The following is a 19,598-nucleotide window of genomic DNA, read 5'->3' as shown; positions in this document are numbered from 1 at the left end:
CCAAACCGTGAAACTGCCGCCGCGCCTCTGGATCTGGCTCGGTGTGGGCCTGGTGATTCTGGTGGCCATCACCGCCGTGCTGCAGGCCGTGAACAACCTGCTGTGGCAGATGAGCTATCTACTGCCGGGTTGGCTGGTGGGGCCTACGGCCCTGTTGGTTTTCGGCGGCAGTGCCCTGGTGTTGGGCCGGCTGGCCTGGCCTTGGCTGGTGGATCTGCGGCGTGGCCGGCAATCCGGCAGTGGTGCTCCCGGGGGCCTGCCGCCGCCCCCCGGTAATCGCCAGGAAGCAGCCCTTCAGAACCTCAAGGCGATCGACCAGTTGCTCGCCCGCATCCGCGACGACGTGCAACGCGAGGCCCTGCAACAGGAACGGGCCCGGGTGGCGGCCGAGCTGCAGCGCGGCGATGTGGTGCTGGTGGTGTTCGGCACCGGCTCCGCCGGCAAGACCTCCCTGATCCGCGCCCTGCTGCAGGAGGTGGTGGGCCAAGTGGGCGCAGCCATGGGATCTACGCAGAAGTGCACTAGCTACCGCCTGCGTCTGAGGGATCTGCAGCGGTGCCTGCGCCTGGTGGATACCCCAGGAATCCTCGAGGCCGGCCCTGAGGGCCAGAACCGGGAACAGCTGGCACGCCAACAGGCCGCCCAGGCCGATCTGCTACTGCTGGTGGTGGATGGAGACCTGCGAGCCGCCGAATACGCGGTATTTGAAGCGCTGGCCAGCCTGGGCAAACGGCTGATCCTGGTGCTGAACAAGTGCGACCTGCGGGGAGAGGATGAGGAGCGTCGTCTGCTGGGCTTGCTGCAGCGCCGCACCGCCGGCCGCATCGCGTCAGACGACGTGGTTGCAGCCAGCGCAGCCCCCCAGAGCGTGCCGATGCCAGGTGGGCGCCCACTCCAACCCCAGGCGGAGATTGAAGCCCTGCTGAGGCGCATTGCCCAGGTGCTGCACAGTGACGGCGAGGAACTAATCGCCGACAACATCCTGCTGCAGAGCCGGCGGCTCAGCGATGCCGGGCGGCACTTGCTCGGAGAGCAACGTCAGAGCGATGCAGAGGCGATCGTTGATCGCTACGTGTGGATCAGTGCGGGCGTGCTGGCGGTCACGCCGCTGCCGGTGGTGGATCTGCTGGGCACCGCCGCGGTGAATGCCCAGATGGTGGTGGAGATCGCCCGGGTCTACGGCGTCAGCCTCAGCAAGGTCACCGCCCAGGAACTGGCGGTATCAGTGGGGCGGACCCTGGCCAGTCTGGGGGTGATCAAAGGGGGCCTCAGCCTCATCGGTGCCGCACTATCACTGAACCTGCCGGCCCTGTTGCTCAGCAAAGCCGTGCAGGCTGTGGGTGCAGGCTGGCTCACCCGCATCGCCGGCCGCAGCTTCATCACCTATTTCCAGCAGGACCAGGACTGGGGCGATGGAGGCGTGCAGGAGGTGGTGCAGCGCCAATACGACCTCAATCGCCGCGATTCAGCCCTGCGTCAGTTCCTCAACGCAGCCCTCAGTCGGGTGGTGGAACCGTTGCAAAGCCAGGAGAAGGAGCGGCAACTGCCCCCCCAGCGTCCGCAGCGCTGAGCCCGAGCGCTTCAGGGGGCGGCGGCAGCAGTGGTCCGCGGGAGTCGAGCACGGTGATCAACACCAGATAGGCCATGGCGATCAGGATCGAGAGGGCGCCGGTCACGATGGCCACCCAGCGGCCCCGGGCCTGCCCTTGGGGAGGATTCAAAGGCTCGGTCATGCTGATAACTCCAGAAGGGAAGCCTCCACCACGGCGGCGGTGGCCAGCAGCTCCGTGTCCGTGGTGTGGGGGTTGCCCAGCACGGCCTTGAGATGGTGGCGGCCAGCGTAGTGAGGGCGCGAGAGCATCAGCTGCTGGTCGAGCAAGCGTTGGCGGGCCAGGGCCGACCACAACTCAGCCTGCAGCGCCGTGGTTCCCGTGGGAGTGAAAGCCAGCAGGTGCAGCGGCCCGGCCACACAATCCAGAGGCAAAGGCTCCAGCAGGGCCTGCAGCCGTTGGCGCCGGGCTACCGCGCCATCGAGCACGGCCGCGATGCCCTCCATCCCGAGCTGCCGCAGGCCGAGCCACAGCTTGAGCACCTCGGCTGGGCGGCTGCCCTGCAGGCCGCACTCACCGCCGTGGGCCTGGGCCCAGCTGGGCTCCATGTAGGGGAGCCCCGTGGCAAAGCAGGCGGCCAGCAGCTCCGGTTGGCGCAGCAGCAGCAGCGAGGAGGTCTTGGTGATGCCGAGCAATTTCTGGGGGTTCACCGTGAGGGAGTCGGCCAGGCCCAGCCCTGGCACCCGCTGGCGGTGGCGCTCACTGAGGGCAAACACCGCACCAATGGCTCCGTCCACATGCAGCCACACGCCATGGCGGCGGCAGAGGGGGGCGATGGCCTCAATCGGATCCACGGCCCCGCGCACGGTGGTGCCTGCAGTGGCCACCACGGCCAACACCGGCTGGCCCTGACGGGCGTGCTGCTCAAGCGCCTGGGCCAGGGCCGCCACATCCAGCTGGCCCTGCCCGTTGAGGGCGAGGGGCTGCAGGGCCTGGGGCGGCAGGCCCATCACCGCCAACGCCTTGGCAATGGACACATGGGCATCGGCACTGCACAGCACCACCGCATCGGCACAACCCTGCAATGCGGCCTGATGACGCGCCACCACAAGGGCCATCAGGTTGCTGAGGCTGCCGCCGCTGGCTGCCACACCACCTGCCTGAGAGCCAAGGCCAAGGCTCTGGGCCAGCCAACCGGTGAGGCTGCGCTCCAGGCGCGACAGGCTGGGCGACAACTCCTCGGCCAGCAGATTGTTGTTCAGACCGGCGCAGATCAGGTCGGCCGCCACCGAGGCCGTGAGCGGCGGCGGGTCCAGGTGCGCCATGGCACCGGGATGGCAGGGGTTGTAGGCACCATCCATCACCAGCTGCAGATCAGCCAGCAGGGTGTCCACCGGGAGGCCGACGCCGTGGGGAGCCACTTCCGGCAGCACACTCAAGGCTGGCAATGGGGGGCGCTCCGCCGCGCTGGCCCACCAGCGGCAGAGTTGATCACTGGCCCGGTGCAGGAAAGCCGCCAGGGCCGGATCCGCCGTGGTGGGATCGGGGAAGGCCGCCAGGGCGAGGGAGGGCTCGGGCTGGGGAGCTGGAGCCAATGGCCAGGCATCAAGGGCCCCCCATCCTCTCGCCCCGTGGTCCCGAGTCCGGGGAGCTGGCAATCTCAGGGCAGCCGCCGCAGCCCCCTGAGCCCCACCTGCCAGCTGGATCAGGCCTGGATGGAGCGGTTACTGCGCCGCGCAGCCCAGGTGGGTGCCGACGGAGAGATACCCGTGGCCGCGGTTGTGTTGGATGCCCAGGGCCGGGCCATCGGCTGGGGCAGCAACCGGCGAGAGCACGACCAGAACCCGCTGGGCCATGCGGAACTGGTGGCCTTACAACAGGCGGCCCGCTTACGCCAGGACTGGCGCTTCAACGATTGCACCCTGCTGGTAACCCTGGAGCCCTGCCCCATGTGTGCCGGTGCCCTGGTGCAGGCGCGCATGGGGCGGGTGGTATTCGGCGCCAGCGACGCCAAGCGGGGTGCCCTTGGAGGTTGCCTGGATCTGGCCGAGCACCCGAGTGCCCATCACCACATGCAGGTGGTGGCAGGCACCCGAGCCCAGGATTGTGGGTTACAGCTGGAGCGCTGGTTCAGGCAGCGGCGGCAGCAGCAACGGGAGCGGCGGAACGGAAGGCCGGCAGCTCCTGCTCCAGAAGGTTGAGCAGCAGATCCACATTCTCCTCGCGGCTGTTGTAGCCCATCAGGCCGATCCGCCACACCTTGCCGGCCAGGACACCGAGGCCGCCGCCCACTTCGATGCCGTGCTTGTTGAGTAGGTGCAGGCTGAAGGCCTTGCCATCCACCCCCTCCGGGATGCGCACCGTGGTGAGGGTGGGCAGCCGCAGGGCATAGGGCACGTGGGGCTCCAGGCCGAGGCGCTCGAGGCCAGCCCAGAGGCGCTCAGCACAGGCTCGGTGACGAGCCCAGACGGCCTCCAGGCCTTCCTCGGCGATCAGGCGCAGGGCCTCGCGCATGCCGAAGTTCATGTTCACCGGTGCGGTGTGGTGGTACACGCGATCGCTGCCCCAGTACTGGTTCAGCAGGCTCACATCCAGATACCAGTTGGGCACCTTGCCCTGGCGGTTCGCCAGCTTCTCTTCCGCCCGGGGACCCATGGTGAAGGGGCCGAGGCCAGGGGGACAGCTGAGACCCTTCTGGCTGCAGCTGTAGGCGAGATCCACCTTCCAGTCGTCCAGATAGAGGGGCACCGCACCGAGGGAGGTCACGGTGTCCAGCAGCAGCAGGCAGTCGTACTGGCGGCAAAGGTCGCCGATGCCATCCATGGGCTGGCAGACGCCGGTGGAGGTTTCGGCATGCACCATTGCCAGGATCTTGGGGCGGTGCTGCTTCAATCCGGCTTCAATCTCCTCGAGGCTGAAGGCTTCGCCCCAAGGCTTCTCAATGGTGTGAACCTCGGCCCGGTAGCGGCCGGCCATGTCCTGGAGACGCAGGCCGAAATAGCCCTTTACGGCCACCAGCACGGAGTCACCGGGCTCCACCATGTTGGCGATGGTGGCCTCCATGGCCGCGCTGCCCGTGCCACTCATGGGCAAGGTGAGGCGGTTGTCGGTTTGCCACACGTAACGCAGCAGCTCCTGCACTTCGCCCATCAGGGCGACGTAGAGGGGGTCCAGGTGACCGATCGGGGTGCGGCTCAGGGCCTGCAACACCGTGGGGTGAGCATTCGAGGGGCCTGGTCCCAGCAACAGACGATCCGGCGTGTCGATCGGGCCGAGCTGGAGACGGTGCCGATCGGACACGGGGGTGGTGATGGAAGCCAAGGCCTGGGTCAGATCAGATGGAGTGGAGCCTACGTAGCGGTGGGAGCCTCAGCGGGCCCGCACGTTGGTGTCGGCCAGGCCGCGGCAGAGGTGCTCGAACGGAGCCCGCACAACGGTGTTGAGGGTGGCGCCGTCCGCCAGGCCGGCATCCGCCAGCTTTTCGCAGACCACATCGGCCATGAGGGCGATGCTGCGGACAGTGGGGCCGGTGGGCACACCCAGGCTCTTGTAAGTGTCGTCCAGGCCGTTCAGCACCCGCTCATTGAGGATGGTGCTGTCGTCAGCCACAAGGGCGTAGCTGGCATAGCGGAGGAAATAGTCCATATCGCGCAGGCAGGCCGCCCAGCGACGCGTTGTATAGGCGTTGCCACCGGGCAGCAGCAGCTCCGGATCGGCCTGCCAGAGGCGTTGGCTGGCCTCCCGCACGATCTCAGCGGCTTCGCGATTGATCAACTCAACGGCGGCCAGGCGAACGGCGGACTGGGAGTAATACGTGGCCACGCGGTCGATCGCCTCGCGATCGAAATAGCGCCCGAGCTGGTCGTACCGACCAATCAGACCGGTGATGGCATCGCGCATGGCGTGAAGGATCGACGCACCTGAGCCGGAACGTAGCACCTGAAAACCGCCAGATCCCTTGCCCGACGATCGATCTGGCGAATCTGACAGAAACGGTTACGCAAGCGCCAGCCTCCTGCCACCGCATTTTTGGTTACACCGGATACACAGTGGGCACCTGTTGATCCGTACGGTCCCGCGACGCCCGGTTCCAGGCGGGCATCACCGTTCAGCCTCCACCCGATCACGTCATGGCCAAAACCGCCCAGGACGTCCTCCGTCAGATCAAGGACGAGGGCATCGAACTCGTTGACCTCAAGTTCGTGGACCTCCACGGCAAGTGGCAACACCTCACCGTGTGCGAGGACCTGATCGACGAGGCCGCGTTCAGTGAAGGCGTGGCTTTTGATGGATCGTCTATCCGGGGCTGGAAGGCCATCAATGAATCGGATATGGCGATGGTGCCGGATCCGAACACCGCCTGGATTGACCCCTTCTACAGCCACAAAACCCTCAGCCTGATCTGTTCGATCCAGGAACCCCGCAGCGGTGAGCCCTACTCCCGCTGCCCGCGGGCCCTGGCCCAGAAAGCCCTGGGCTACCTGGCTTCGACAGGCCTGGCCGACACCGCCTACTTCGGACCTGAGCCGGAGTTCTTCATCTTCGATGACGTGCGCTACAAGAGCGCCAATGGCTCCAGCTTCTACAGCGTTGATTCGATCGAGGCGCCCTGGAACAACGACCGCCTCGAGGAGGGCGGCAACCTGGCCTACAAGATCCAACTGAAGGAGGGTTACTTCCCTGTCGCTCCGAACGACACCCTTCAGGACATCCGCAGCGAAATGCTGCTCACCATGGGCGCCCTGGGTGTTCCCATTGAGAAACAGCACCACGAGGTGGCCACGGCCCAGCACGAACTCGGCATCAAGTTCGCCGAGCTGATCAGCGCGGCCGACAACGTGATGATCTACAAATACGTGGTGCGCAACGTTGCCAAGAAGTACGGCAAGACCGCCACGTTCATGCCCAAGCCCGTGTTTGCCGATAACGGCAGCGGCATGCATGTGCACCAGAGCCTCTGGAAAGGCGGCCAACCCCTGTTCTGGGGTGAGGGCACCTACGCCAACCTCTCCCAGACCGCCCGCTGGTACATCGGCGGCCTGCTGAAACACGCCCCCAGCTTCCTGGCCTTCACCAACCCCACCACCAACAGCTACAAGCGCCTGGTGCCTGGCTTCGAGGCGCCGGTGAACCTGGTGTACTCCCAGGGCAACCGCTCCGCCGCCGTGCGCATCCCGCTCACCGGCATGAACCCCAAGGCCAAGCGCCTGGAGTTCCGTTCCGGCGACGCCCTCTCGAACCCCTACCTTGGCTTCGCCGCCATGTTGATGGCCGGCATCGATGGCATCAAGAACCAGATCGACCCGGGTGATGGCACGGACGTGGACCTGTTCGAACTCTCGGCTGAGGAGCTCGCCAAGATCTCCACGGTGCCGGCCTCACTGAATGGCGCTCTGGAGGCCCTCAAGGCTGACAAGGACTACTTGCTGGCCGGGGGTGTGTTCACCGAGGACTTCATCGACAACTGGATTTCAATGAAGTACGAGGAGGTGCAGCAACTGCGCCAGAGGCCCCACCCCCACGAATTCACCATGTACTACGACGCCTGAGTCCGCCGCTGAGCCCAGCTCCCGCCGGCCTCAGCCGTGGCGGAGCTGGGCCATGGCGCTGTCGTGCAAACGCTTGGCCTGGGCATGTTGTTCTGCCCAGGCCACGGCCTGGCCGTGGTTGTCGGCGGCTTCACTGGGATCCGCGTGGGCGACAAGCGTGGAGAGCAGGGCCGCGCGACGTCGGGCCTGCTGCTGCCGCGCCCGCACCCAGGCCACATAACTGGGCTCGCTATGCCATCCAGACATCGGGAGTTCGGGGGAAGGACGCGGAGCATCCATGGGGTTCGAGGTTCGCTGATGGATTCATTCTGTAGCCGTTGCTACCAGGCTGAGCCCCGGTCCATGATTCTTGATCTGGGTTCAAGTTGATACCGACGTTCAGTGCCGGGCGAGCCCTGGGATCGTCCACGGGCCAGCCTTGAATCCGCTGGAATGGATTCCATAGATGCGCACACCTGCGATTGATGGCGGATCCCGTAACCCGGCTGGCTTACCAGACCCTGCAACAGGGCAAGAGCCTGGTGGGGCTTGCCCACAAGGAAGTGAGCACCAAGTTGATGGAGGTGTTCGCTCCCGAGGGGTCTCCGAAAACGGTGCCAGTGCCAGCGCGGATGCTCGCCGACCTGCAGGCCGCCCATAGCCGCCTTCTGGATACCGACTGGCAGGAGGCCGAACAGGGTCTCTACCCCACATCCCTTCTGTTCGACGCCCCATGGCTGGAATGGGCCAGCCGCTATCCGCTTGTTTGGCTCGACATGCCCTCCACCTGGAGCCGGCGCAGCGAGCGGAACGTGAATGACCTGCCCCAGGAGATCAATCGCGACGATTACCCCGACTACTACCTGCAGAACTTCCACCACCAAACCGACGGCTACCTGAGCGACCACTCGGCCTCGCTCTACGACCTGCAGGTGGAGATCCTGTTCAACGGCACCGCTGAACCGATGCGGAGACGGGTGATCAAACCCCTGATCCAGGGCCTGAAGCGCTTCAGCGATCGCAGCCCAAGCCAGCTGCGGGTGTTGGATGTGGCCACCGGCACGGGCCGGACCCTGCGGCAAGTGCGGGCAGCCCTTCCCCAGGCCCAGCTCGTGGGCCTGGATCTCTCTCCTGCCTACCTGCGTCAGGCCAACCGCTGGCTCAGTCAGCTCCCCAACGAACTGCCCCAACTGGTGCAGGGCAATGGCGAGGCGATGCCCTTCGCCGAGGGCAGCATGCAGGGCATCACCTGTGTGTTCCTGCTGCATGAGTTGCCGGGTGAGGCCCGTCAGAACGTTTTGGCCGACTGCTTCCGCGTGCTGGAGCCTGGCGGCGTTGTGGTGCTGGCTGATTCAGTACAGATGGCGGATTCCCCCCAGTTCCAGCCGGCGATGGAGAACTTCAGGCGCGTGTTCCACGAGCCCTACTACCGCGACTACATCGGCGACGACATCGAAGCCAGGCTCCAGGCCGCCGGTTTTACAGGCATCCGGGCCGAGTCCCATCTGATGACGCGGGTGTGGAGCGCCATCAAGCCCTGACATAGGCCATCCGCCGGCCCACCAGCTCAATAGGGTTGTGCGAACTCTCAGCGGTCGGAATGGCAAATCCGTTCAGCGTCCGTTGGCTCGCCGGCTGGACCTTTCAGACGGTGTTCATGGAAGGCCGGGTGCAGGTGGAGGCCCATGGTTTTGGCATCTGCCTGCGCACCCCCGTGCAGCCGGGTGAAAGCCCCACCGCCGCGGCGGACCGCCTTGTGTTGGCGGAAGACCAGCGGCGCCGGGCGCTGCACAAGGCCTGGCTGCGCAACCAGGGATTGCCGGACACCGCAAGCGCTCCAGCCCTGGAGAGTGCCGCCGCCGAAGCAGAGATCACACCGTTGATGCCCGCAGAGCTGCAGCCGATCATCCGCCTGCCGGCCTGATCAGCAAGCCTCAACGCTTCAGCCACACCGCCAGAAGCAGGCCCAGGCCTCCCCAGCGCAGCCCTGTCCACACCACCTGCTCTGCCCAGGCTTCACTCTGCAGCGGTTGGGGCAGAGGGTCGAGCACCCGTTGCGCCAGGGCCATGCGCTGGCGTAGGCGCCGGGCCCGCAGGCTGTCATCACTGGCCTTGAGGCGCTCAGCCTGAGACACCTGTGCCATCAGTCCAGCCAGCTGATGCAGCCAGCGAATCGGCTGAAAGGGGGAGCGCGGCTGCTGTTGCATCCCGTCAGGATGGACCGAACCCCGATCCTGCGTCCAGTGCTGTCGTCGACCATGGCCTCCCCAAACCACTGGCCCGAAGGCAGCCGCGAGGCTGCCGAAGCCCTGCATCGCCAGCTGGTGATCGGCGACCGTGACTGGCACGCCCTCAAGGGCCAGCCCCAGCGCCGAGGGGCCGAGCAGCTGGCCGCCGCCCTGGTACAGCTGCTCGACGAGGCCAATGGACCCGCCATTCGGGGCAGCACCCCGCAGCGGCAACAGGCCATTGCCCTGGTGGAACATGCCCTGGCTTGGCTGCAGGGCAGCCTCAAAGATCCCGGCTGTCCCAGTCACGGCCGCTGATCAGCCGGCGCCCACCCGCCGCACCGCCACCTGCACGCGATTGCCCCGGCCGCTCCAGCGCACGTCGTCGAAGCACTGGTGAATCAGGAAGAACCCGCGGCCGCAAGCGGCATCCGCCTGGTCCGGGAGCTGGCCGCACCGTGCCGCCGGGGCTACACCACAGCCCTCGTCCTGCACCTGCCACACCACCCAGCGGGGCGTCACAATGCGGCGGATGCGAAGGCATTTGCGCGGGTCGTTGCCATTGCCGTGACGTACGGCATTCACCAGCACTTCCTGCAAGCCCAACTGCAGCGCTGCCAGTTGCTCGGCGCCCCGGATGGGCTCCAGCAGCAACTCCAGCAAGGGCGAGAGGTGCAGCGTGGATGGGGTAATGAAATCAGCCCAACGCAGCGCCATTCAGCTGAAACAGCAGCGGGTCACCAGCCGGGTTTGACCCTACCCCGCGGCCATCAGGCTGTCAGCCGTTGTTGCACCCCAGGATGGGAGAGCAGGGCGTCCATCAAGCGCACCCCGCGCAGTTGGTTCACCAGCGGCAAATGGCCCTCCGGAGCACCCAAGGCCCAGGTGAAGGCGGAGGGATAGCGCGTCCAGACACCGTCAAGCTTCCAGCCAAGCTTGGGCCAGAGCCGATCCCAACGGCCAGCAACGCTGCGCAGCAGCCGCAACTGCACCGAGAAGCCGAAGCGGCCTTGGGAATAAGTGAGCCAGAGGCGATCCAGGCTCTGCAGGTCTACCGCTGCCATCGGTGGCACTTCGGAGTAATAGACGTAGCCCCGCTTCACGGCAGCGGCACCGGCCATCTGGCGCAGGATCTCGCTGGTGAGACGATCGGCCTCTTCAAACTGCAGCAAGCTGAGGGCCTGCTGCAGCGGGGTGTAATCGATGCCCTGGGCACTGCTCACCGCGAGCCAACCCTCGGGGTGGCGCTGCCGGAAGGACTCGCTCAGATCGTCGGGCTGGGCCAGCAGTAGCTGGATCAAGGTGCCCGCAGCCCAATCGTCGCCGGTGGCATCAAGCCGATTGAGCAGCTCGGGAATGCAGGGACGAATCTCAGCGCTCCGCTGCTGCACCTGGGCCAGCAGGCTGCGGCGCTGGCGCACGGAACTGGAGAGAAAACGGTCCAGCAGTTGATCGGCGCTGGCGGAGGCGGAGACGGGAGGTCCGGAAAGCATGGGGGCGAGCTGACCTGACGGGGAGCCAGCGTTGGCCCACTATGTCAGGCCAGACCGGCAGTCGAGACCCCCCTTCCATGGCAGAGCGGCTGGCGATCGAAACCTTTCTGCAGGGCAGCGGCCCCGTGGTGGATGTGCGCACCCCCGCAGAATTCGCCCAAGGCCACATCCCAGGGGCCCGCAATCTGCCGCTGTTCAGCGATGGCGAGCGGGCCGAGGTGGGTACCGCCTACAAGCAGCAGGGACGGCAGGAGGCCGTCCAGCTGGGGCTGGCCCTCGTGGGCCCCAAGCTGGCGGCGCTCGGCACCACCCTCACGGCCTGGAGTACGGAAGCGGCTGGAGCTCTACTGGGCATCCACTGCTGGCGCGGTGGCATGCGCTCCGGCAGCATGGCCTGGTTGGCGGACACCCTGGATCTGCCCTGCACACTGCTGGAAGGGGGGTACAAGGCCTACCGCCACTGGGTGCTGGCCCAACTGGAGCAGCCCTGGCCTCTCCAGCTGCTGGGGGGACGCACGGGCACCGGCAAGACCGACCTGCTGCAAGCCCTGCGTGATCGGGGCGTGGCGGTGCTGGACCTGGAGGGACTGGCCCATCACCGCGGCAGCAGCTTCGGGAACCTTGGACTGCCGCCCCAGCCCAGCAACGAGCACTACGAGAACCGGATCGCGGCTGTGTTGCGGGCCCAGGTGGGAGCCACGGCCATCTGGGTCGAGGCGGAGAGTGTGCAAGTGGGCCGTTGCCGCGTGCCGGCAGGGGTCTGGCGCCAGATGCAGCAAGCACCATTGCTGGAGATCCAGCGCCCCCTTGAGGAACGTCTGCGCCACCTAGTGGCCGTGTACGGCGTTCAAAACCCTGAGGCCCTAGCCGAGGCCACCAGCCGCATTGGCAAGCGCCTGGGACCGCAGCGCACCGCGGCAGCGCTGGAGGCCATCGCTCGGCGCGATTGGAGTGAGGCCTGCCGGCAGATGCTCGACTACTACGACCGCTGCTACGACCGTGAGCTCGAGCAGCACGGCCAAGGGGTCGCTGACAGGGTGCTTGGCAGCGTGGAGCTGGGGTTCAGCAGCGCCGCCGAGGCCGCCGCTCAGTTGCTGGCCAACGGAACCATGCAGGCCGAGATGGGTTGAGTGGCACTGCCTAGGATCAAATTTTCCAGGGCATCCGATGGCGGCGATCCAGTTCTTCCGCGGAGTTGACGAACCCGTGGTTGCCGACATCCGCATGACCCGCTCCCGCGATGGCCGCACCGGCCAGGCCATGTTCGTGTTCGAGCAACCCCAAGCGCTCGCCCCCGAAACCCTTGGCGACATCGGTGGCATGTACATGCTCGATGAGGAGGGTCAGCTGGTGACCCGCGATGTGAATGCACGTTTTGTGAACGGCAAGCCCGCCGCGCTGGAAGCCACCTACACCTGGAAAACTCTGGAAGATTTCGAGCGCTTCATGCGCTTCGCCGAGCGCTATGCCGAAACCAATGGCCTGGGATTTGCCAAGAAGAGCGACGAGGCGGCCCAAGCCCAGAACGCCGAGCAGGACTGACGCTTGAAGTTCGGCCAGTGGCTGGGACTGATCGCCATAGCGGCAGCACTCGTGCTGCTGTGGAGCCTGCGGGATGTGCTGATCCACGTGTTTGCCGCGATCGTGCTGGCCATGGCGCTCTGCACCCTCGTGGGCGTCGTGCGTCAGCGCCTGGGCTGCGGGCGCCCGATCGCGCTCCTGCTGACGCTCGTGGGGCTCCTGCTGCTGGCGGTGGTGGTGAGCGCCGCCGTTGTGCCCCCCTTTGTGCAGCAGTTCCAGGAGCTACTGCGTCAGCTGCCTGCAGCGGCTGCGCTTTCGGTCAAGCTGCTGCGCCAGGCCCTGGATCAGAGCAGTCGGATGATCTACGGCAAAGAGGCCCTCCAATGGCTGCAACAGACCTGGACTGCGCCCTTGGCTGACCCCGGCCTCAGCAGCGGGGTGGGGCGGCTGTTGGGCTTGGCGGGCAACCTGGGCAGCGGGCTGGTGCAGCTGCTGTTTGTGGTGTCGGTGGCCGTGATGATCGCGGTTCAGCCCATCGCCTACCGCGAGGTGGCCGTGCTGCTGGCGCCATCGTTCTACCGGCGCCGCCTGCGCCAGGTGCTGGTGCACTGCGGCGAGGCCCTCAGCAGCTGGATGGGTGGCGTGTTGATCAGCTCCTGCTGCGTAGCCCTGCTGGCGGGCATCGGTCTCTCGCTCCTCGGGGTGAACCTCGTGGTAGCCAATGCCCTACTGGCGGGCCTGCTCAATGTGATCCCGAATGTGGGCCCCACCCTGAGCACGATCTTCCCGATGTCGGTGGCGCTGCTGGCCTCCCCCTGGAAGGCATTGGCCGTGTTGGGTCTCTACGTGCTGGTGCAGCACCTGGAGAGCTATGTGATCACCCCATCGGTGATGCATCACCAGGTGAAATTGCTACCAGGCCTCACCCTGATCGCCCAGTTTGTGTTCACCGTGCTGTTTGGCCCCCTGGGTCTGCTGTTGGCCCTGCCCTTGGCGGTGAGCCTCCAGGTAGTGGTTCGGGAGGTGCTGATTCACGACGTGCTCGATCCCTGGCGCCAACAGCGCCTGGCCAGATGAGCAGTCGGTCCTGGTTGGGGCTACTGAGCCTGATCGTGCTGGGCCTACTGGCCTGGGAACTGCGCTGGGTGCTGTTGGTACTGTTCGGCGCCGTGGTGCTGGCGGTGGCCCTGGATGTGCCCGTGAGCTGGCTGCGCGGGGTGAGCCGCCTCAATCGCCCAGCCGCGCTGGCGATTGTGCTGGCCTTGATCCTGGTGGGCGGGTGGAAACTGTCGGAGTTGCTGCTGCCTGAACTACTGCAGCAGGTGAATCAACTCACCCAACTGGTGCCCACCCTGGTGCAACGCCTGAGCCGCCTGGTGGGCGGCTTCACCATGCTGGAGAGCCTCGAACAGCAGCTCCAGGCCTTCGCCACCTGGGACAAATTGCAGCCGATCGGTGCCCAGTTGCTCGGCTTCGCCGGTGGTGCCGCCAACGGCACCATCCAACTGCTGTTGATGGTGCTGCTCGCGGTGCTTCTGGTGCTCGATCCCCGCAGCCATCAGCGCTTGGTGCTGGCGGCCACGCCCAATAGCTATCGGCCCCAGATGGGTAATCTGCTGCGGGAGTGCCGCGAAGCCCTGGGGGGCTGGCTGGCCGGCATGACCATCGCCGCCAGCACGGTGTTTGTGCTCACCTGGGCCGGCCTGGCGGCCCTGCAGGTGCCCCTGGCCCTGTTGAGTGCCCTGGTGTGCGGCCTGCTCACCTTTGTGCCCACCATCGGCCCCACGGTGGCCAGCCTGCTGCCGCTGGCAGTGGCCTTGCTGGTCTCACCAGCCAAAGTGCTGCAGGTGTTGCTCTTGCGCCTGGCCCTCCAGAACGGCGAGGCGTTTCTGCTCACACCGCTCCTGTTGAGCCGCACCGTGAATCTCCTGCCCACGGTGGCCCTGATGGCCCAATTGAGCCTCGGGGCTCTGCTTGGGTTGCCCGGCGTGTTGCTGGCCCTGCCCCTGGTGGTGGTGCTCCAGGTGGTGATGGAAAAGGTGGTGGTGGAACAGGTGATGGACCGCTGGTAACGAACCAGCCCCAACAACGTCCGGTGAAGCGGATCAGCGATAGCGCCGGAACAGGGAGGGCAGCAGCACCAGCACAGCAATGGCCAAGGGATGCTGGGCAGGCAGATAGACCAGCGAGGTCCAGGTGAAGTGATCTGCCAACAACCTCAGTTCCCCGCTGAGATCGGCCAGGGCTAGACCAGCCAGCAGCAGGGGAACCCAGCTAAGGCGGCCTAGGGGCGTCAACGGCGCGCGAGCAGGGGCAGCAAGGTGGGCGCCACGCCAATGCTCGACCAGCTCCCCACCGCGATCCCGGTGGTGAGGGCGATGGCGAACCAGAACAGGCTGGCGCCACCGAAGAAAATCAAGCCCAACAGGGGTAGCAGGGTCGTGAGGGAGGTATAGAGCGAGCGGGTGAGAGTGGCATCCACGGCCACATCCACCTGGTCCACCAGCGGCAGGGCGGCCAGCACGGCTTTCTGCTCACGGATGCGGTCGAAGACCACCACGGTGTCGGTCGTGGAATAGCCCGCCACCGTGATCAGCGACACGGCGAACAGCGAATCCACCTCCACCCCGAGGAACAGGCCCAACCAGGCGAACAGGCCGCAGGTGATCAGCACATCGTGGGCCAGTGCAAACAGGGCCAGGAAGGCAAAAATGCGGTCGTAGCGGAAGGTGATGTAGGCGGCGATCAAGGCGAAGCTCACCAGCAGGGAAAGCACGCTGCCCTTGAGCAACTGGCTGCCCAGGGTGGGGCCAATCGTGTCCACAGAGGTGCCCTTCGGGTTCAGCGGCCCGGCCATGGCGCCGATCGTCTGAACCACGGCCTGGGTCTGATCGGGGTCGAGATCCGGCAGGCGCAACACCAGGGAGCGCCCCTGATCCAGCACCTGCACGCCAACACTGGAGAGGCTGGGGGCCTTCTGACCCACCTCCACCGGCAAGCTCAGCTGAGCGAGGCTCTCCTGGATGGCACTGCCGGTGATGGCCTTGCAGGCTCCGGGCTCGCACTGGCGCTCGATCTGAATCTGCGTACCACCGGTGAAGTCCAGGCCTGGCCGCAAGGGGGAATGGATCTGGGGATTAACCCAGCTCAGCACCAGGCCGATCACGCTGAGCAGGCAGGCCAGGCCTGAGCCCAGCCAGGCGGTGCGACGATGGCGGCTGATCCGGAAACGGGGAGCGGGCAGAGGGCTGCCGGCGGGGGCGGAGGAGGCAGTCATCAGGCGGGGCTTCCGCTCGAGGCGGGGAGCTGGGTCGCGGGCAGGAAGTAGGTGGAGCGGCGCAGGGCCGGATAGCTCATCAACAGCCGCAGCAAGGTGCGGGTGCAGGTGAGCGCCGTGAACAGGCTGAGCACCAGGCCAAGGGCCAGGGTCACGGCGAAGCCCTTCACCAGGCCAGTGCCGAGGGCAAAGAGGGCCACACAGCTGATCAACCCAGTGATGTGGCCATCCAAGATTGAGGAGAAGGCCAGGGAGAAGCCCGTATCAATGGAGCGGATCAGGGAATTACCGCTGCGCAACTCCTCCTTCACCCGCTCAAAGATCAGCACATTGGCATCCACGGCCATGCCGATCGAGAGGATGAAGCCGGCGATGCCCGGCAGGGTGAGGGTCACCGGCACCAGCGAATAGAGGGCCAGGTTGTAAAGGGCATAGAGGCTGAGGGCCACCACCGACACCAGCCCGGGGAGCCGGTAGACCACCACCATGAACACGGCCACCAGGGCCAGGCCCGAGAGGGCGGCCACCAGGCTGCGGCGCACGTTCTCACTACCGAGAGTGGCGCCGATGGTGCGCTGCTCAATCACCTTCACCGGCAGGGGCAGGGATCCACCACGCAACTGCACCTCGAGATCGCGGGCCTCCTCGGAGCTGAAGTTGCCGGTGATGCTGGCGGACCCCCCGGTGATGCCAGCCGCCTTGAACTCGGGGCCCACACTGGCTTCGCTGATGGGGCGGTTGTCGAGCACGATGCCAAGCAGCCGTCCGGTGCCGGCGATGCCCTGGGTGAGCTTGGCGAACTGCTCGCCGCCCTCGCGGTTGAAGGCCAGGGTCACATCCCAGCCGGTGCCGGTCTGCTGCTGTTGGCGGCCGGCGCTCACCAGGTCTTTACCGGTGAGCTGCGCCGGTTCGAACAGGGTCACGATCTTGCTGTTCACCGTGGCCAGCAACAGCTCGAGCTGGTCGGTTTCGCTGCTGCCGGCGGGCACCTGGATTCCAAGGCCCGTCAGGGCCTGAGACAGATCTGCAGCGGCGATGGTGGCCTTGGGGGCCTGCGGCTCACCGGCTGCATTGGCACTGGCCTGGGCCTGGCGCTGGTTGAGCACCGCCTGGGCCTGGCGCTTCAGTTTCAGCAGCCCCTGCATCTCCTGCTCGGTGCCGGGCTTCTGGGCCCGAAACTCCAGCAGGGCCGTGGTGCCCAGCACCTTTGCGGCTCGGCTGGGATCCTGTTCGCCAGGCAGCTGCAGCACCAACTGGTCATCGCCCACGGTCTGGAGGGTGGATTCCGACACGCCCAAGCCGTTGATCCGGCGGTCGAGCACTTCCTTCACCGCCTCCAGCTGCTCCTTCTGCACGCTCTTGATCGAGCCGTTCGGCAACACCTGCAGCGTCAGCTGACTGCCGCCTTGGAGGTCAAGCCCCAGCGGGGGCGGGTAATTCAAAACAAGGGCCCCGGCGGCAATCGCCAGGGCCAGGATCAGGGCGAGCCACCCCTGTTGACGTGCCATTGAGGACCTATCCGGTGGTGATCAGACCTGGCCGGCCTTGAGGGCCTTGGCCGCGTCCACAATCTGGTGGGGCTGAATGATCGTGAGGTTTTCCAGGGCGCCGTTGTAAGGAGTCGGAATGTCCTGGGAGGAGAGACGGATCGGCCGGGCGTCCAGATCGTCGAAGCAGTGCTCCGTGATCAGCGCAATCAGTTCGGCGCCGATCCCACCGGTTTTCATGCACTCCTCCACCACCATCACCCTGTGGGTCTTGCGGATGGAGCGGGCGATGGTCTCCATGTCGAACGGCTTGAGGCTGATCAGGTCGATCAGCTCCACGCTCACGCCGTCCTTCTCCAGCTGCTCCACAGCCTTGAGGCAGTGGTGGCGCATGCGGGAATAGGTGAGGATCGTCACGTCGCTGCCCTCGCGCACCACGTCCGCCTGGTCGAGAGCACAGGTGTACTCGCCGTCCGGGATGTCCTCGGAGAGGTTGTAGAGCAGGACGTGCTCAAAGAACAACACCGGGTTGTTGTCGCGGATGGCGGCCTTCATCAAGCCCTTGGCGTTGGTGGGGGTGCTCACCGCCACGATCTTGATGCCGGGTACGGCGTGGAAATAGGCCTCAAGGCGCTGGCTGTGCTCCGCCCCCAGCTGCCGGCCCACGCCGCCGGGACCGCGCACCACAGTGGGGATGGTGAAGTTGCCGCCGCTGGTGTAGCGCAGCATCCCCATGTTGTTGGAGATCTGGTTGAAGGCGAGCAGCAGGAAGCCCATGTTCATGCCTTCCACGATCGGGCGCAGGCCCGTCATGGCGGCGCCCACGGCCATGCCTGTGAAGGCGTTCTCGGCGATCGGGGTGTCTAGCACCCGCAGCTCGCCGTATTTCTCGTAGAGGTCCTTGGTCACCTTGTAGGAGCCGCCGTACTGGCCGACGTCCTCGCCCATCACGCAGACGTGGGGATCGCGGGCCATCTCTTCATCGATGGCCTCGCGCAGGGCGTTGAAGAGAAGCGTCTCTGCCACGGCGGGAAGGCGATTCCGGCACAAGACCGGTGGTGCCGCCAACTTATCTCAGCCGCCTGCAGCGAAGGTGGCCAAGAGCAGCACCGAGAGCAACATGCCCGGCGAGAGCAGCAACACCAGCAATTCCAGGTCGTGGGCGGTCATGGCCGGCGGCAACGCGCCCCTGCAGGCTAGGGAGTTTCTTCGGCCTGTCTCCAACCCGGCATCAGACTTCGAATAAAGGTGAGAAACAGCCCCAAGCCCACAAAGGCAAAGGTGAAGGTGGCCAGGAAGGTCATCCCCACGAACAGGGTTTTCAGAAACGTGGCGATGCTCTGGGCAAAGCGCACGTCGTAGTGGGGCGGATGCTCGGCGTAGTAGCCCACCACCCGGTAAGAGAGCTGCAGGGCACACCAGCCCAGGCCGAAGCTGGTGATCGAGCCCGTGAGAAAACTGAGGGGTCCCTTGCGCTGCCGTGGTGTGGTGGCGTCACCCGCGGTAGTGCTGGCAGTTTCGCGGGCGATTTCACTCGCGGTTTCGCTGGCTTCGCTCACGGCAGCAGCACGGGACGGGAGGTCATCCCAGGGTGACACCACAACCTGTGCAACGGCAGCACCAAGCCTCAAAACCAGCGGCCGCTAGGTCCACAGCCAGCTGGGTGTGGGCGGCAGCGGCGGCTTCAGCATTGGGGAACAGAGCAAACAGGCTTGGGCCCGAGCCACTCATGGCCACCGCCAGGGCGCCGGTGGCCTGGCGCAACAGAGCCAGACCCTCCCGCACGCTGGCCACCTCCGGCTCCACCACCGCCTGCAGGTCGTTGCGGATGGGGGGCAGCGCGGCCTCGCCGCGCAGCCCGGCCAGCAGGGCCCCCGTGCGCAGGGCCTCGCGGCGCTGCTCGAATTCAACCTCCGCCTCGAGGTAGAAGTCGCTGCGTAACTCCCGGCAGCGGCCGTAGGCCCAAGGGGTGGACACGCTCGCCTGGGGGTGTTTGATCAACAACACCCCCAGCGCCGGTGCCGCCTCCAGCCCTGCCGGTTCGAGCTGTTCGCCCCGACCGAAACACAGCTGGGTGCCCCCCGCGATGCAGAAGGGCATATCGGAGCCGAGTTCAGCGGCCATGGCGTGCAGCTGGGCGCTACTGAAGCCGCAGCCCCAGAGGTGATTGAGCCCCACCAGGGCCGCAGCACCATTGCTCGAGCCCCCCGCCAGGCCGGCCCCGATGGGGATGCGCTTGTGCAGGTGGATGGCCGCCCCCAGCTCTGGCAGGCCCACCCGGGCGCGCAGCAGCTCTCCGGCCTTCACCACCAGATTGCTGCCATCGGTGGGCAGATCCTGCCGGTCGCACGTGAGGCTGATCGCACCATCAGCGGTGGGACGAATGCTGAGCTGATCGGCCAGGTCGAGGGTCTGCATCACCATCGCCAGCTCGTGGAAGCCATCGGGCCGCAGGCCGAGCACCTCCAGATGCAGGTTGATCTTGGCGGGGGCGCTGACCAGCAGCTCAGCCAT

24 protein-coding genes are annotated in these 19,598 nt (G+C 66.2%); 10 read left to right on the top strand and 14 right to left on the bottom strand.

Annotated features, from left to right (window positions below):
• Positions 1-7: 7 nt before the first annotated feature.
• Entirely contained in the window at positions 8-1,570 is a 1,563-nt protein-coding gene (locus KBZ14_RS04070) for a DUF697 domain-containing protein (RefSeq protein WP_255117020.1), read from the top strand.
• On the opposite strand, the gene KBZ14_RS04065 is transcribed toward KBZ14_RS04070, so the two are convergent.
• Together KBZ14_RS04065 and KBZ14_RS04060 are read right to left on the bottom strand one after the other, a co-directional pair.
• On the bottom strand, positions 1,497-1,733 hold the full coding sequence (locus KBZ14_RS04065) for a hypothetical protein (RefSeq protein ID WP_255117019.1): 237 nt from the start codon (positions 1,731-1,733) through the stop codon (positions 1,497-1,499). The genes KBZ14_RS04070 and KBZ14_RS04065 overlap by 74 nt on opposite strands.
• Positions 1,730-3,145: a pyridoxal phosphate-dependent decarboxylase family protein gene (locus KBZ14_RS04060; RefSeq protein ID WP_255117018.1), complete on the bottom strand. Its 1,416-nt coding sequence runs from the start codon at positions 3,143-3,145 to the stop codon at positions 1,730-1,732. The genes KBZ14_RS04065 and KBZ14_RS04060 overlap by 4 nt, the downstream gene beginning before the upstream one ends.
• A gap of 120 nt (positions 3,146-3,265) precedes the next feature.
• On the opposite strand from KBZ14_RS04060, the gene KBZ14_RS04055 reads away from it, so the two are divergent.
• On the top strand, positions 3,266-3,751 hold the full coding sequence (locus KBZ14_RS04055; protein ID WP_399210813.1) for a nucleoside deaminase: 486 nt from the start codon (positions 3,266-3,268) through the stop codon (positions 3,749-3,751).
• Here KBZ14_RS04055 and KBZ14_RS04050 read toward each other — a convergent pair.
• Both KBZ14_RS04050 and KBZ14_RS04045 read right to left on the bottom strand, forming a co-directional pair.
• On the bottom strand, positions 3,681-4,883 hold the full coding sequence (locus tag KBZ14_RS04050; protein ID WP_399210811.1) for a pyridoxal-phosphate-dependent aminotransferase family protein: 1,203 nt from the start codon (positions 4,881-4,883) through the stop codon (positions 3,681-3,683). The genes KBZ14_RS04055 and KBZ14_RS04050 overlap by 71 nt on opposite strands.
• Positions 4,884-4,919: 36 nt before the next feature.
• Positions 4,920-5,450: a globin family protein gene (locus KBZ14_RS04045; RefSeq protein ID WP_255117016.1), complete on the bottom strand. Its 531-nt coding sequence runs from the start codon at positions 5,448-5,450 to the stop codon at positions 4,920-4,922.
• A 230-nt stretch (positions 5,451-5,680) separates the two neighbouring features.
• On the opposite strand from KBZ14_RS04045, the gene glnA reads away from it, so the two are divergent.
• The gene (gene glnA / locus KBZ14_RS04040) at positions 5,681-7,099 is read left to right on the top strand and encodes a type I glutamate--ammonia ligase (protein ID WP_255117015.1); all 1,419 of its coding nucleotides are present in this window, start codon (positions 5,681-5,683) and stop codon (positions 7,097-7,099) included.
• Between the two features lie 30 nt (positions 7,100-7,129).
• On the opposite strand, the gene KBZ14_RS04035 is transcribed toward glnA, so the two are convergent.
• Entirely contained in the window at positions 7,130-7,345 is a 216-nt protein-coding gene (locus KBZ14_RS04035; protein ID WP_255117014.1) for a hypothetical protein, read from the bottom strand.
• Between the two features lie 218 nt (positions 7,346-7,563).
• Here KBZ14_RS04035 and KBZ14_RS04030 point away from each other — a divergent pair, with 218 nt between their 5' ends.
• Entirely contained in the window at positions 7,564-8,619 is a 1,056-nt protein-coding gene (locus KBZ14_RS04030; protein WP_255117013.1) for a class I SAM-dependent methyltransferase, read from the top strand.
• A 59-nt stretch (positions 8,620-8,678) separates the two neighbouring features.
• Positions 8,679-9,002: a copper-binding protein gene (locus tag KBZ14_RS04025; protein ID WP_255117012.1), complete on the top strand. Its 324-nt coding sequence runs from the start codon at positions 8,679-8,681 to the stop codon at positions 9,000-9,002.
• A 10-nt stretch (positions 9,003-9,012) separates the two neighbouring features.
• Here KBZ14_RS04025 and KBZ14_RS04020 read toward each other — a convergent pair whose 3' ends face one another.
• On the bottom strand, positions 9,013-9,285 hold the full coding sequence (locus KBZ14_RS04020) for a hypothetical protein (protein WP_255117011.1): 273 nt from the start codon (positions 9,283-9,285) through the stop codon (positions 9,013-9,015).
• 51 nt (positions 9,286-9,336) lie between these two features.
• Here KBZ14_RS04020 and KBZ14_RS04015 point away from each other — a divergent pair, with 51 nt between their 5' ends.
• The gene (locus KBZ14_RS04015; protein ID WP_255117010.1) at positions 9,337-9,624 is read left to right on the top strand and encodes a DUF6439 family protein; all 288 of its coding nucleotides are present in this window, start codon (positions 9,337-9,339) and stop codon (positions 9,622-9,624) included.
• On the opposite strand, the gene KBZ14_RS04010 is transcribed toward KBZ14_RS04015, so the two are convergent.
• Both KBZ14_RS04010 and KBZ14_RS04005 read right to left on the bottom strand, forming a co-directional pair.
• Positions 9,625-10,023, bottom strand: a complete 399-nt coding sequence (locus KBZ14_RS04010) for an ATP-binding protein (protein WP_255117009.1) — start codon at positions 10,021-10,023, stop codon at positions 9,625-9,627.
• Between the two features lie 53 nt (positions 10,024-10,076).
• Positions 10,077-10,799, bottom strand: a complete 723-nt coding sequence (locus KBZ14_RS04005) for a GUN4 domain-containing protein (RefSeq protein WP_255117008.1) — start codon at positions 10,797-10,799, stop codon at positions 10,077-10,079.
• Between the two features lie 77 nt (positions 10,800-10,876).
• On the opposite strand from KBZ14_RS04005, the gene mnmH reads away from it, so the two are divergent.
• Genes mnmH through KBZ14_RS03985 form a run of 4 tightly spaced genes read left to right on the top strand, consistent with a single transcriptional unit; the run spans position 10,877 to position 14,392 of the window.
• Positions 10,877-11,929 carry a tRNA 2-selenouridine(34) synthase MnmH gene (gene mnmH, locus KBZ14_RS04000; protein WP_255117007.1) on the top strand — a complete coding sequence of 351 codons (1,053 nt, stop codon included), beginning with the start codon at positions 10,877-10,879 and terminating at the stop codon, positions 11,927-11,929.
• Between the two features lie 37 nt (positions 11,930-11,966).
• Positions 11,967-12,341 carry a photosystem II reaction center protein Psb28 gene (psb28, locus tag KBZ14_RS03995; RefSeq protein WP_255117006.1) on the top strand — a complete coding sequence of 125 codons (375 nt, stop codon included), beginning with the start codon at positions 11,967-11,969 and terminating at the stop codon, positions 12,339-12,341.
• 3 nt (positions 12,342-12,344) lie between these two features.
• A complete protein-coding gene (locus tag KBZ14_RS03990; protein WP_255117005.1) occupies positions 12,345-13,397 on the top strand; it encodes an AI-2E family transporter in 1,053 nt (350 codons plus the stop codon).
• On the top strand, positions 13,394-14,392 hold the full coding sequence (locus KBZ14_RS03985; protein ID WP_255117004.1) for an AI-2E family transporter: 999 nt from the start codon (positions 13,394-13,396) through the stop codon (positions 14,390-14,392). The genes KBZ14_RS03990 and KBZ14_RS03985 overlap by 4 nt, the downstream gene beginning before the upstream one ends.
• Before the next feature lie 33 nt (positions 14,393-14,425).
• On the opposite strand, the gene KBZ14_RS03980 is transcribed toward KBZ14_RS03985, so the two are convergent.
• The 6 genes from KBZ14_RS03980 to ispE form a co-directional block, all read right to left on the bottom strand.
• On the bottom strand, positions 14,426-14,617 hold the full coding sequence (locus tag KBZ14_RS03980; RefSeq protein ID WP_255117003.1) for a hypothetical protein: 192 nt from the start codon (positions 14,615-14,617) through the stop codon (positions 14,426-14,428).
• Positions 14,614-15,597 (bottom strand): protein translocase subunit SecF, encoded by a 984-nt coding sequence (gene secF / locus KBZ14_RS03975; protein WP_255117002.1) that lies wholly within the window; start codon positions 15,595-15,597, stop codon positions 14,614-14,616. Before secF ends, KBZ14_RS03980 begins: the two co-directional genes overlap by 4 nt.
• Positions 15,597-17,105, bottom strand: coding sequence for a protein translocase subunit SecD (gene secD / locus KBZ14_RS03970; protein ID WP_255117001.1), 1,509 nt, complete (start codon positions 17,103-17,105; stop codon positions 15,597-15,599). The genes secF and secD overlap by 1 nt, the downstream gene beginning before the upstream one ends.
• Positions 17,106-17,126: 21 nt before the next feature.
• Entirely contained in the window at positions 17,127-18,110 is a 984-nt protein-coding gene (locus KBZ14_RS03965; RefSeq protein WP_255117000.1) for a pyruvate dehydrogenase complex E1 component subunit beta, read from the bottom strand.
• Positions 18,111-18,280: 170 nt separating this feature from the next.
• The gene (locus KBZ14_RS03960) at positions 18,281-18,643 is read right to left on the bottom strand and encodes a DUF3082 domain-containing protein (protein ID WP_399210786.1); all 363 of its coding nucleotides are present in this window, start codon (positions 18,641-18,643) and stop codon (positions 18,281-18,283) included.
• Between the two features lie 22 nt (positions 18,644-18,665).
• Positions 18,666-19,598, bottom strand: coding sequence for a 4-(cytidine 5'-diphospho)-2-C-methyl-D-erythritol kinase (gene ispE, locus KBZ14_RS03955; RefSeq protein ID WP_255116999.1), 933 nt, complete (start codon positions 19,596-19,598; stop codon positions 18,666-18,668).

The organism is Synechococcus sp. HJ21-Hayes (genome assembly GCF_024345835.1).
Lineage (GTDB): Bacteria > Cyanobacteriota > Cyanobacteriia > PCC-6307 > Cyanobiaceae > Vulcanococcus.
Note: the sequence above shows the minus strand (reverse complement) of the source record. Positions and strands in the feature narration are given on the sequence as shown.

Excerpts from the sequence above, each read along its gene's own strand:
- KBZ14_RS04065 (WP_255117019.1), bottom strand. The coding sequence starts at position 1,733 with ATGACCGAGCCTTTGAATCCTCCCCAAGGGCAGGCCCGGGGCCGCTGG.
- KBZ14_RS04055 (WP_399210813.1), top strand. The coding sequence starts at position 3,266 with ATGGAGCGGTTACTGCGCCGCGCAGCCCAGGTGGGTGCCGACGGAGAG.
- KBZ14_RS04045 (WP_255117016.1), bottom strand. The coding sequence starts at position 5,450 with ATGCGCGATGCCATCACCGGTCTGATTGGTCGGTACGACCAGCTCGGG.
- glnA (WP_255117015.1), top strand. The coding sequence starts at position 5,681 with ATGGCCAAAACCGCCCAGGACGTCCTCCGTCAGATCAAGGACGAGGGC.
- KBZ14_RS04035 (WP_255117014.1), bottom strand. The coding sequence starts at position 7,345 with ATGTCTGGATGGCATAGCGAGCCCAGTTATGTGGCCTGGGTGCGGGCG.
- KBZ14_RS04030 (WP_255117013.1), top strand. The coding sequence starts at position 7,564 with ATGGCGGATCCCGTAACCCGGCTGGCTTACCAGACCCTGCAACAGGGC.
- KBZ14_RS04025 (WP_255117012.1), top strand. The coding sequence starts at position 8,679 with ATGGCAAATCCGTTCAGCGTCCGTTGGCTCGCCGGCTGGACCTTTCAG.
- KBZ14_RS04020 (WP_255117011.1), bottom strand. The coding sequence starts at position 9,285 with ATGCAACAGCAGCCGCGCTCCCCCTTTCAGCCGATTCGCTGGCTGCAT.
- KBZ14_RS04015 (WP_255117010.1), top strand. The coding sequence starts at position 9,337 with ATGGCCTCCCCAAACCACTGGCCCGAAGGCAGCCGCGAGGCTGCCGAA.
- KBZ14_RS04010 (WP_255117009.1), bottom strand. The coding sequence starts at position 10,023 with ATGGCGCTGCGTTGGGCTGATTTCATTACCCCATCCACGCTGCACCTC.
- KBZ14_RS04005 (WP_255117008.1), bottom strand. The coding sequence starts at position 10,799 with ATGCTTTCCGGACCTCCCGTCTCCGCCTCCGCCAGCGCCGATCAACTG.
- mnmH (WP_255117007.1), top strand. The coding sequence starts at position 10,877 with ATGGCAGAGCGGCTGGCGATCGAAACCTTTCTGCAGGGCAGCGGCCCC.
- psb28 (WP_255117006.1), top strand. The coding sequence starts at position 11,967 with ATGGCGGCGATCCAGTTCTTCCGCGGAGTTGACGAACCCGTGGTTGCC.
- KBZ14_RS03985 (WP_255117004.1), top strand. The coding sequence starts at position 13,394 with ATGAGCAGTCGGTCCTGGTTGGGGCTACTGAGCCTGATCGTGCTGGGC.
- secF (WP_255117002.1), bottom strand. The coding sequence starts at position 15,597 with ATGACTGCCTCCTCCGCCCCCGCCGGCAGCCCTCTGCCCGCTCCCCGT.
- secD (WP_255117001.1), bottom strand. The coding sequence starts at position 17,105 with ATGGCACGTCAACAGGGGTGGCTCGCCCTGATCCTGGCCCTGGCGATT.
- ispE (WP_255116999.1), bottom strand. The coding sequence starts at position 19,598 with ATGGCTGAGCTGCTGGTCAGCGCCCCCGCCAAGATCAACCTGCATCTG.